This window comes from Streptomyces sp. NPDC001848, assembly GCF_042891915.1.
Taxonomy (GTDB): Bacteria; Actinomycetota; Actinomycetes; order Streptomycetales; family Streptomycetaceae; genus Streptomyces.
In genome coordinates this window covers 62,348-73,350 of sequence record NZ_JBIATP010000029.1, presented here as the reverse complement: position 1 = coordinate 73,350, position 11,003 = coordinate 62,348, and the positions used below count along the sequence as shown (strand labels likewise).

Genomic DNA, 11,003 nt, shown 5'->3' with positions numbered 1-11,003 from the left:
CTGACTTTCCTCGGCTGAGGCACAGACGATCTCCGAGGCGAGATGCCGCCCGCTGGTGGGGCGGCCCACGACCTTGACTCGGTCATTGAAACTCCAGGCCAAAGTCGCTCCGCCGACCTCGGGAGAACAGGCACCGCTATTTTGCCGGAGACGGCCCGGAAGAGCGTGGACGCGTTGACCGCGACCATCGAGCACACGAATCTACGCCAGTAGGCGTGATGCCTCCCTCTCCACCGCGAGGCCGTCACGCGATCCGAGTGCGAATCCCCTCGATCTCCAGGGAATTGATTGGCGTCCCATCCGGGGCGCGACAATGAGAAAGATTGATGATTTTAAGGCTCTCGAAAACTCTGAAGGCCTGGCCGTCAACGGGCACAACACAGTCGTGCAAACTCAGGACTTTCAAGGAAGGGGGTGCGCTCTTAATCGCTGCTAGCCAGGCAGTCAAATCGAGGCGAAACAGGTACACATCGGCCAGACTCGCCATGCCCGACAGGTTCTCGAAACCCAGCAGACCAGAGCGCTTCCGGCCAACCAGGTGCAGGTTTTTTACCGCAGAGAGAGTGGCCAGTGGACTGAGGTCAACATCTCCCGGAATCCCAGATAGACTGAGGAACTCAAGTTTCGAAATTTGAGAAATTACGTCTATATCAGCTTTCCTGGACACGGGCATCGCCAGCCAGTCGAGCTTCCCCAGGTTCGCCAGATCAGATACATTTTTGATTGGCGCCCTACCAAACAACAAGAGTCGTTCCAAGTCAGGATGACTCTTTAGAACCGACAGATCGGCGCCTTCGCGAAGAAAATCCACCCACAGCTCCTGAAGGGGCGGGAAATTGGCGACGAATTCCAGCCCTCGAACAGGATATTCAATGCGAGCTTGGTGAAGAGAAGGCAAGCGACCAGCTGCATCCAGCTGGCCAGAATGGGTAATGCCGACTTGCCGCTCTGCTAGCGGCAAGCGAGACAAGATGTCGTCAGCGTAAGTTTCTGCATCGAAGTAGGCCCACGCGCGTATTAGTTCATCTACGACACTTGTGCGCGGATCTGTCACATATCCGCCCAGCAGATCTAGAGCTTCTTCGCCTCCGATCAACGCGACAGTTCTTACTGTCTGTACCGCAGACGCCTCGGTCAACTCTGTCAATGAACGCGGCAACCAACGCAGAAGACTCGGGCCTACCGCCGCCAGGGCCGGCGGATCTGTTTTCCGCCTAGCCGGAAGCAGTTTCTTCACGGCATCGTCCAACCTACCCGCAAGCTCGTCGGAAACGGAAGGAAGCGTTTCCTGGCAGGCCGCTGCCAGGAGCCGCAGCGTGCGCGCATGTCGGGTCTCATGCTCAGCGCGATCAAGGATTCCCCGAAGCAGTTCTTCTCTTTGGCGTGTGTTGGCGTGGCCTGCGGCCATGATGATGGTCTCTCGCCACAGATCCAGATGTGCTCGACCAATCAGATTACCAATGCGGTCCTCCTCTGCAGCCTCCTTAGCGGCTAGATACTCCTGGAAGGTTCGATGCACGAAGTCCATGCGCCCCTGGGCAGGGGAACGGAGAATCCCGGAGCGGTGCCGTAGTTGATCCAATACTTGCCTACCGTCCAGGATTTCCAGGTGGCGCATTGCCCTCAGTTTCGCCGTGACATATTCAGCTGCCCTATCTAGATCAATCTCGCTACGGTTGTTATCCGAAAGTCGCCATGCGAGGTCTCTAAGGATGATTAGTTTGTCACTGAGACTAAGCTCACTTTCCGCCGCACTCGGCACATTCCGATCCGCGTCCCGGTCGTGCACCAGGGTATGCAGGGCATTGCGATAGAGCTCCAGACGGTCCCGCGGAAGTTGGCGGCCTCTATTCAGATGCATTGCGCACAGCATGGCAGCTAGTAGGGGCGTACCTGCGAGTGACTGCAGGTGTGCACGATCCTTGAGGCTGCTGAGCAAAGACTGCTCATACTGCGGAAGCTCATCTACGGCGCAAGGCAGTTCGCCGTCCAGTTCACGCACGGCGTGATGCCACTGTCGTACGAACGCTGCCAGGTCTGGCGGTGTCATCCGATCTAGATGGATCGCTGTGAAGTTCTCGCGGCGCAACCAGTCAGCGCTGGCCGCAGCAGGGCGCGAGGTGACTACTACTTGTACCGTTTCATATTGCCCCAGCAGCTTTCGCAGCCAGTCGCGTACTGCTCGGCGCTCACGGTCGAGAATCTCGTCAACACCATCGATCAGGAGCAGTACCTTGCCACTGGCCAACTGCCGCTCAACCCACCCCTTGGGCATGATCCCAATAATGTGCCCAGCGAGCCCGTCGAGCATGGCCTCGGGCAGCGGTGGCGTGCGGCCGCTGTACTCACGCAACTTAATCAAGATCGGAGTGAGGCCGTTCCAGCGGGCCAACTCACCACTGAAAGCCCCCCGTGCTGCCGTGATGGCGAGCCAGCGCAGCAAGGTTGTCTTGCCCGAACCAGCCTCGCCTCGCAGGAGTGCCCGAGAGGAACCACTCAGCGCGGACTCGACCCGCATCGCGGAACTCTCGCCTACCGCTTCGTCCCAGTAACTCATTTCGGGCCTGATTGCTGGCACGACGTGGGCGCTACGACGATTCTTTCCGTCATCCCCAGTGGCCCGCAAACTGACGTATGCAACCGACAGTCGTACGCGCGGTGCCGGCGCTTGGTCGGACGTGCGGCGGAACAGCTCCACTTCGTCCAGATCTCTGCTGACCAGTTCCAGATACATACGCCGGAAAGCCGTGTCGTAGTCTGTGCCGTCCGGCGCGAACAGGGAACGGTCCGGGAGACGTTCCAAGATGCGTGCCACCTCGGAACCCAACGTGGCTGTTCGAGCCAGCAGCTCACCCGCTGCCCGTTCCTCAAACACCGGTAGGCTGCGAACGATGTTGAGGTAGTACTCAACGCACTCGGTGAAGAGCACCTCGTACAGCCGAGTCTCCGCTTCATTCAAGCCAACCGGAGCGCTCACGGAATTGGTGATATGGCGGACTAGTTCAGCTGGATGCGCGTTCGCGGAAAGAAGCGCCTCATCTGATAGATCCGCCTTCGTAAACGTATCGGCCACCGCGTCGATCACAGCTTGGCGGCCGTTCTCTTCCAGACGCTGGAATGCATGCTTTAGGAAGGGTTCCAGTCGATCAAAGACAGCGTTCGTGATCTGCTCGAACTGTTGCCTGACCTCACGCTGAAGTCGCACTCCCTGAATCCGTATCCGGATTAGTTCTTCCATCGGAAGCGATCGCTCTTGCTCCCGTTGCTTGCCTCGTAGCCACCATTGCCCCGCCTGGTTGGCCACGGTCGCACCAAGCCGCAAGGCCGCCGTCTCCGCGAGCATGGAACCCCCTCCTTCGCGTCAACCCATGCATTGTGGCAGCAGATCCGTCGAGGCGAGGTCTTCTTGCGCGGATGCGACTCGCCCTGCAGTCGCGTCGGAGCGAGTCAGCGTGGTGCGCCACGATCGCTCAGCCAGCCTGACATCCATACCTGACATCAACGAAGGCAGACAGCAGCAGCTACGAGCGGTCCGTGACGACCTTGCCTCCCAGGCGTCCGAGGCTCGTAGAGCTGCATTGATCGAACTCCTAAAGCGGGTGTCGCAGGTTCGAATCCTGCCGGGGGCACCAGCGCAAAGGCCCCGGACCGATCATGGTCCGGGGCCTTTGACATCTACCTCTGTCATCAACGCTGGTGGTCACCAACGACCAGGATGCCGCCTGAGCAGCCGGTCCTCTGCTTCCAGTGCCAGTGCTCCAGGGGTGACCCCTGATCCACCTGGGGCGGTGCGCCGGCAGCCCGCATGCCCATTCCACGGAGATCCAGCGTGGACGTATTCGCGCGCCTCTTGAGACAGCGTGCGGTCCTGCACAGTGGCTGCTGGACGGGGGCGGAACCCGGGTGACAACGAGGCGAGCGACCAGGCGCCGGCATCGCTCCCGTGCAGGTCACCCCGGCCATCGCTCGCAGATCACCTCAGCTTCCCAAGCTGAGGGCTCCGGGATGGCAGCGGCAGCAGCGTGGTTCCTGTCGGAAGCCGACTCACGAGGCCAGGTGCCGGCGAAGCGTTGCGTAGGCACCCGCACGCACCCCTGACTCGCTGCAATGAGACCTCGGACGCCCGAGTCGGGTCCCTTGATCAGCGCGAGTGGTTACGGTCAACCTCATGATCAGTCAGATACTGACGATTCTCGGCGTACTCATCGGTGCTCTCACGTCGTACCTGTCGACGTCGGCAGCGGAGCGGGCCCGTCACCGTCGTGCGATGGCCACACGCTGGGATGAGCGCAAGCTTGATACCTACATCGAGTACGCCACGTGCGTCAAAGAGATAGCCGACCTGGCGAAGCGTGCCTACCAAGCACCGGATGGCTCCGACGACCGAGAGCAGTTCATCTCCGCGATGAACAAGGCCGAGCAGAAGCGTTCTGCTCTCTTCGAGGTGCTGATCCTGCTCGCGTCGCCAGCCACGACCGACGCGGCTACGGCGGTGAACCCCGTGGTGTGGAGGATGCTGGATGCGGCGCGCCACAGGGAGTCGGACCCCCGCGAGATCAGTCTGGTGGAGGAGCTGAACAACTATCACCGTCAAGCGCGTTTGGACCTGGGCATCTCCATAGACCCTCAAGCGCCATGACGGGCCACCGTGGCAGCCTCACGCAGGGCCGGTGAGATCCAAGGCTGACATCAACGACCGCACCGGCAGCGGGGCCGCGCCGTGCCTGCCGATACTGCTCGTAGAGGTGCCGGGTAAGGGTCCCTCCATCCGCCCGTCGCCGTCGCGCACACCCCCCTCATGCGGTCCTGACCCGTGCGGCACAATCGCGGTCAACTGGGCGGGCAACGGTGGGGGTGGGAACGTGGGGCGCTTTGACTGGCGAAGCCGACGTAAGGGCATACCGAACGAGCCGGCGCTGCTGGCTGCGGCTGCTGAGAATCCCGGTGGCAGCGTCGCCGAGATCGACCCGACGCATATCGACGACCCGAACGGCTACGTACCTCCCGAGGCGATCCGCGGCGTGTGGTTGGTGGATGGCAGCGGAAAACTGACAGGTGAGTACCAGGAGAATCCCCGTCACGGGGTGCCGCAGGACGACTTCAGCAAACTCACCGATCCTGACCACTGGCTTGGCTGGCTCGGCGACGATCCCGCGACCGCCGTTCGGAAGGGCATCGAAGAGTCCTTGCGCGCCCAGGTGGCAGACGCAGTGGTCGAGTGGGTCAAGATCCTTGAAACGCCCCGGTTTCTCACGGGCGGGCGTCGGCATTCCAAGGACGAACAGCTCATGCTGGTGACCCGCGCGGCACTCGCCGCGCCGTTCGCGTTGTCCGTGCACACCACGCAGCACGGGCGCTCCATCCTTCTGGGAGTGTTCTCCTGGGCGGCGGTGAACCTCTCACCGCCCGGAGTCCGCAAGGATCGGCACTGGTTCGACCTGGGCGTCGGTCTGGACTGGGCCGGTGAACGGCTTCGAGGGCGGATCTACGAGATTGACGGTGAGGACGGCGCCGCCGGGCGGTAGAGCGGCAATGCCACGCCGTACCGGCGGTCGGAACGGATACATGACGCCGTAGGCGCTCAGGTGCAGTGACCGTCAGGAAGCGTCCGCACCGTCATCGATGAGGGAAACGGCGGATGCCAGGGAGCGGGCGGCGTCGGCGAAGTACTGCTCGTCGGCACCGTCGGCGAGGCCGAGGATGACGCTTTGGCTGAGTCCGACGAACAGTGCCCTCAATGCAGTGACCAGGCGTTGGGCCTGGTGCGACGTCACGACGCCTGCGTCGTGCGATCTTCCGGTGAACAGCGCGGTCAGGTGGCTTTCCTGCGTTCGGATGGACGTGGCGAGCTGGGATCCCAGGTCTGGGTCGTGCAGGGCCATATCCAGCAAGGTGGTCTGGAGCGCCAGACCGGACCGTGCGTCGGGCGCGTCGCAACTGCGCCGGTAGTACCGGGCAAAGGCGTCGACCGCTTCAAGCAGATCCAGTCCGGCGGGAACCGCCTGCTCGATCTCTTCGTAGTGCGGCCGCAGGTAGTCGGCGACCAGGGCGACCACCAGGCCGTTCTTGCTCCCGAAGAGTGAGTAGATGGCGCCGGTGGTCAGGTCGGCACGTTCGGCGATCTCCTCAAGCCTGGCCCGGTACCCGTCCCGGGAGACGACCTGGAACGCAGCGTCCAGCAAGGCGCGGCGGTTGCGTTCCCTGGCCTCCGCTCTCGTCATTCTCATAGTTTGATTATTTCCGTAATCTTATTATGGAACCAGACGACTAGCTTCAGGGGGAACCGCCCATGGCCCAGGCCGTGAAACCGCCAGTGACGCGCCAGACGGTGGGGATCATCGCCGATGGCGCCTTCAAAGTGTTGCTCGCTGGTGCCTACATCGCCGGGGCTGCACCGCTCGGTCGCCTGCTGGGCGTGCCCGCTTGGCTGATGGTGGTCTCTGGCGTGGCCCTGCTGGTCGGTGGCGGGATCGAGATTCGATATGTGCGCAGACGGCGGATGCGCACATACACACTGCTCATGGTTGCTTACGACAGCGGCTGGATGTTGACGGCGCTTGTGGGCCTCCTGATGGCGTGGCAGGGCGGCAGCGCTGGGGGTGAAGTGTGGATCGGGTACCAGACGGCAGCCCCCGTCGTGCTCGCCGCGCTGCTGATGGCCGCCGCTCCCTCGTAGAAGCCTCGGACACTCGTACGTCGGCGATCTCGCCGAACCGCTGGTCGGCGACGGCTGCGACCAACGCCTGCCGGGAGGGGAAATGCCGGTGGACGGTGCCGATACCTACCCCGGCGGCGCGCGCCACCTCCGGCATCTGCACCGCGTCGCCGTGCTCGTGGCAGAGCCGCCGCGCCGCCGTCAGTACGCGCGCCCGGTTGCGCTCGGCGTCGGCACGCGTCCTGCGGTCGGGGGGAGTTGAAGCGGTCGTGCCACGCTCGTGCCGGATCGTGCGGGGAACCACGGGGAACACCGGGGAGTCAACGGACGTGCCGCCAGTCCAACGGCGGCCTTGCGCCACAGGTCAGCCCAGCAGCGAGCCCCAAGATCGCCTGAGCTTCCCATTTCGGGGCCTGCGGCGAGAAGCCGATTCGGCTGTTGCCCAGCGGTGACATCCCGGTGATCGGTTAGGAGCGATCTTCGTGCCATGGTTGTCGTGCCGGCCCGGGGGAGGGCACGGCTCGAGCCGCTGAATCGCTCAGCACGAACTTGCCTGGGGGCCTTCCATGTCCGTCCGTCGTCGTCTCGCCGGTACCGCCACCGTCGTCGCCGCCACCGCCGCGTCCGCCGCGCTCGCGCTGCTGCCCGGTACGGCGAACGCCGCGACGCAGAGCACCACCGCGAACCCGCTCACCATCACGGCGACCCCGGCCCAGCCCGGTCCGCTGCTGCCGGGTGGGGCGGCAAAGAGCTTCGACTTCACCGTCACCAACCACTCCGGCGCCGCGATCGCCATGAACGGCGAGCTCAGCGGGGCCGCGCACGGTGCCCTGCCGCTGACCGACGGGGACGTGAAGCTGAGTGTGCGTGCGGTGCACGCTCCGGCCACCACCTCCGTTTTCGGCAGCCAGGACGGCGGCTTCATCGGGTCCTTCTACCCGAAGGGCGGCCACTGGGGCAGCACGTTCAAGCTGCCGGCTCACTCCAGCTACACCTGGAAGATCACTGTCGCCGCGACCAAGGCGTTCCCGATCAACGACGACCGTCTGGAGATCGGCTTCGGTGCCGTCGCCGACAAGGGCCGGAACGTGGCCGAGCGTGCGATGCCCTTCCACATCGGCGCGTTCAACCTGCACAACGGGGGCCCGATCGTCACCGAGGTGAGCGGTGGGAAGAGCCTGACGGCCAAGCAGCCGCTGACCCTGGATGTCAGCTTCACCAACCGCACCGGTCTGCCGCTGGCGAAGAAGGTCTACCCCTGGATCGGCCAGGGCTCCCGCTCCCCGCTGTCGGGCGTCACGCTCGCCTACGACCTGTGGGACGGCAAGCGCTGGGTGTCTCTCGGCAAGGGGGACGCCGCGCTGCCGGTCCTGCCCGCGCACATGGCCAACGGGGCCACCGTCCACGACAAGGTCCGGGTCCGTATCGCCGGCTGGAACAACACGGCCCGCTCCGGTCAGATCCAGCTGGAGGTCGCCTACGACGGCTTCTACGGCGCCGTCGTGAAGAACCTGCAGGCCGCCGACTGACCTCCACATCAGACAGTCGCTTGGTGCCCACAGCCGTTGCAGTACAGCAGCGAAGTACAGCGACACCAGGAACATCAACGACACCGGACGGGGACGCGCACCAGCGTCTCCGTCCGTCTGTCACACCAGCCCACGACCGAAGCCGGAGCAGGCGCGGATCGAACAGCCTGATCCCGGGCACCACCGCCGAGGAGGACGTCTGGGTCCGCCGGGAAGGAGACCCCGTCGTGGGCGTCCGCAGCCGGTCCGCCGTCGCCGCACCGGTCGATCGACGCACCCGCCACCTCCCCCTTGTCCAGCCACCCGAAGTCGCGCGCTTCGTCGATTCCGCCCTGCGCATCGGGACGTGCCGGACGCGACCGAACTGCCGTGGCCGACCGTCGCGTTCCATCACTGTCCGCGTTCACCGAGCATCCGCTGGTGTGGGCGAAGCGGCCCCGGGTGTTATTGAATGAGGTGTGCGGTCAGGGCTCGGGACCCTGTCGTACGGGTTCTGGTACGGCCCCGGCGCTGTCCCGGGGTTGGCGAGCGAGCTGAGAGAGCCGCATGAACTCCACACCCTCCTCCCCCTCGTCCTCGTCGGCGTTCGACATGGTCAGCAGCGCCTTGGGGCAGTACATCCCGCGCGGCGGAACGGCAGCGGCCGCCGGTTCTGCCGACTCGCAGGGCGACCGCACCGCCCGCCTTCGCGTACACGCCAACCCGGCACCCGGCCGTCAGGAGCAGATCCTCGGCGCGGTCAACCTGGACAGCGATCTGAGGATCACCCGCTGCAATCTGGACGCCCCCGTTTTCGCGGGGCTGGACGCCGTGGCCGGGAGCCCTTTCGTCGATCTTCTGCCTCCGGGGGACGTACCGACGGTCACACGGCGGTTGCGGCAGGTCCTCGAGACAGGTGAGCCGCACGTCGCCCGGGTCCAGCGCCTACGGCGCAGCGACGGGTCGGAGCTGGTGGTCTCGATGAGCATCCTGGCCGCCGCGACGCCGCAGGAGGGCCTGACCGTCTCCCTGATCGATATGGCCAAACGGCTGCACCTGTTCGCCGCCGAGACCGCGATCGGCACCTCCCTGGACATCGGCGAGACCGCGCAGTCGCTGGCGGAGTCTTTGCTGGCCTGGGGAGACGTGGCCGCCATCGACCTCGACTTCGCCGTGTGGACGGGCGAGCGGGTCACCGGGCAGCCGCAGGGGCGCATCCGGCTGCGGCGGGCTGCCCTGGTGCCTGATCGGGCGTGGCCCGACGGCTACGTGACTCCGGGCGACGATCTTCCCAGCGATGCGAGTCGCTTGCTGTCGCAAGCGATACAGCGTGACGATGCCGCGCAGGCCGTCGTCATACCCGACCGGGAGGCGATCGAGCGGGTACTCGGCAGTCCGCAGCTGGTACGTGCCCTGGTGCCCGGTGGCCGGGCGGCGGCAGTGGCGTGCATACCGATGGTTCTGGACGGCACGCCGCCCGTCGTCATGGGCGTGGCGGAGGTCTGGCGGCGGGCGGACCGGCCCTTCGACGACAGCGAGCTGCTCGACCTGCAGGAACTGGTGGCCCGGACCTCCCATCACGTGGATCTGGCCCGCCAGCACCAGCGCGAGCACATGCAGGTGCTGGCATTGCAGCGTCGGCTGCTGCCACGGACGGGCGGCGACACCATCGAGACTGCCAGCGTCTACCAGCCCGCCACCCCCGACAGCGCGGGCGTCGGCGGTGACTGGGTGAACAGCTTTCCGCTGCCGGACGGCCGTACCGCGCTGGTGGTCGGTGACGTCGTCGGGCACGGCCTGGGAGCCGCGGCGACCATGGGACAGCTGAGCATGGAGGCCCGCGCGCTGCTGTCCGCGGGGCTGGCACCCGACGAGGTGCTGGAGCACCTGGACGAGACCGTGACACTGCTGGACGACGCGGATTCCGGACTGGCGGTCGGCTACAGCGCCCTCGGGTCGACCTGCTGCATCGCCGTGTACGACCCGGTCAGCCACCGTGTGGCGCTGTCCAGCGCCGGCCACCTCCCCCCGGTCCTGGTGCCGCCGGACGGGCCCGCCGGCCCGCTCGCCGTCCGGCCCCACCCCGGCCTGGGTGCCGAGTTCGCGCTGCGGGAGCCGTTCGACGTGCACGCGTTCGCCGCACCCCCGGGCTCGCTGCTCGCCCTCTACACCGACGGCCTGGTGGAGGATCCCGCCGTATCGATCGACGAGGGCATCGACAGGCTGGCGGATGCCGTGTCCACGGTGCACCCCTGGGATGCCCTGCAGCAGGCTGCGCGGCAGGTGGTCTCCGCGCTGGCGCCTGTGCGCCGACGCGACGACGTGACCCTGCTGCTCGCGCGCATGATCGGTTACCGCAAGGGGGACACCGCGACCTGGCGTCTGCCCGCGCGCGACGACGCGGCCGCCCGGGCCCGCACGCTGGTCTCCGCGCTGCTGGGGCAATGGCGCACCAGAGATGACACCCGGGACAGCGTGCTGCTGGTGGTCAGCGAGCTGGTCGCCAATGCGGTCCGCTTCGCCGGCGGACCCATCACGGTACGGCTGATCAGGTCCGGTCACGGGCTGTTGTGCGAGGTGGGCGACACCGGCAACGGCAGGCCGCGGCTGGGGCCCAACGGTCTCCTCGACGACGGTGGTCGTGGCTTGCACGTCGTGCACAGGCTCACCAGCCGGTGGGGGGTGCGGTGGACGGACACCGGCAAAGTGGTCTGGGCGGCGGTCGCCCGGTAACGCGGCTGCGGGCGGGTCGGGCGGCCCGCGCTCCTCAGGCAGCGCCACCGGCAGTACGGGCGGCACAACCCGGCGGTACGGGCGGCCCGCCCTCCTCAGGCAGCGCC

Annotated in this window: 7 protein-coding genes and 1 pseudogene; 5 read left to right on the top strand and 3 right to left on the bottom strand. The window is 65.7% G+C overall.

Annotation, left to right across the window (positions count from 1 at the left end; translation table 11 throughout):
* Positions 1–244 precede the first annotated feature (244 nt).
* The gene (locus ACFYZJ_RS37675) at positions 245–3,343 is read right to left on the bottom strand and encodes an NACHT domain-containing protein (RefSeq protein ID WP_388576443.1); all 3,099 of its coding nucleotides are present in this window, start codon (positions 3,341–3,343) and stop codon (positions 245–247) included.
* Between the two features lie 825 nt (positions 3,344–4,168).
* Between ACFYZJ_RS37675 and ACFYZJ_RS37670 the strand changes: the two genes are divergently transcribed.
* Positions 4,169–4,639, top strand: a complete 471-nt coding sequence (locus ACFYZJ_RS37670) for a hypothetical protein (RefSeq protein ID WP_388576441.1) — start codon at positions 4,169–4,171, stop codon at positions 4,637–4,639.
* Positions 4,640–4,862: 223 nt separating this feature from the next.
* Positions 4,863–5,525 carry a hypothetical protein gene (locus tag ACFYZJ_RS37665; RefSeq protein WP_388576438.1) on the top strand — a complete coding sequence of 221 codons (663 nt, stop codon included), beginning with the start codon at positions 4,863–4,865 and terminating at the stop codon, positions 5,523–5,525.
* Positions 5,526–5,597: 72 nt separating this feature from the next.
* On the opposite strand, the gene ACFYZJ_RS37660 is transcribed toward ACFYZJ_RS37665, so the two are convergent.
* The gene (locus tag ACFYZJ_RS37660; protein ID WP_388576436.1) at positions 5,598–6,221 is read right to left on the bottom strand and encodes a TetR/AcrR family transcriptional regulator; all 624 of its coding nucleotides are present in this window, start codon (positions 6,219–6,221) and stop codon (positions 5,598–5,600) included.
* Between the two features lie 68 nt (positions 6,222–6,289).
* On the opposite strand from ACFYZJ_RS37660, the gene ACFYZJ_RS37655 reads away from it, so the two are divergent.
* Complete coding sequence (locus ACFYZJ_RS37655; RefSeq protein ID WP_388576433.1) at positions 6,290–6,676, top strand: hypothetical protein; 387 nt, start codon at positions 6,290–6,292, stop codon at positions 6,674–6,676.
* A 61-nt stretch (positions 6,677–6,737) separates the two neighbouring features.
* Here ACFYZJ_RS37655 and ACFYZJ_RS37650 read toward each other — a convergent pair.
* Positions 6,738–6,959 (bottom strand): annotated as a pseudogene (locus ACFYZJ_RS37650) (helix-turn-helix domain-containing protein); the annotation flags it as partial.
* 262 nt (positions 6,960–7,221) lie between these two features.
* Between ACFYZJ_RS37650 and ACFYZJ_RS37645 the strand changes: the two are divergent.
* Together ACFYZJ_RS37645 and ACFYZJ_RS37640 are read left to right on the top strand one after the other, a co-directional pair.
* Positions 7,222–8,184 (top strand): hypothetical protein, encoded by a 963-nt coding sequence (locus ACFYZJ_RS37645; protein ID WP_388576430.1) that lies wholly within the window; start codon positions 7,222–7,224, stop codon positions 8,182–8,184.
* A gap of 546 nt (positions 8,185–8,730) precedes the next feature.
* Positions 8,731–10,896, top strand: coding sequence for a SpoIIE family protein phosphatase (locus ACFYZJ_RS37640; protein ID WP_388576427.1), 2,166 nt, complete (start codon positions 8,731–8,733; stop codon positions 10,894–10,896).
* Positions 10,897–11,003: the final 107 nt, after the last annotated feature.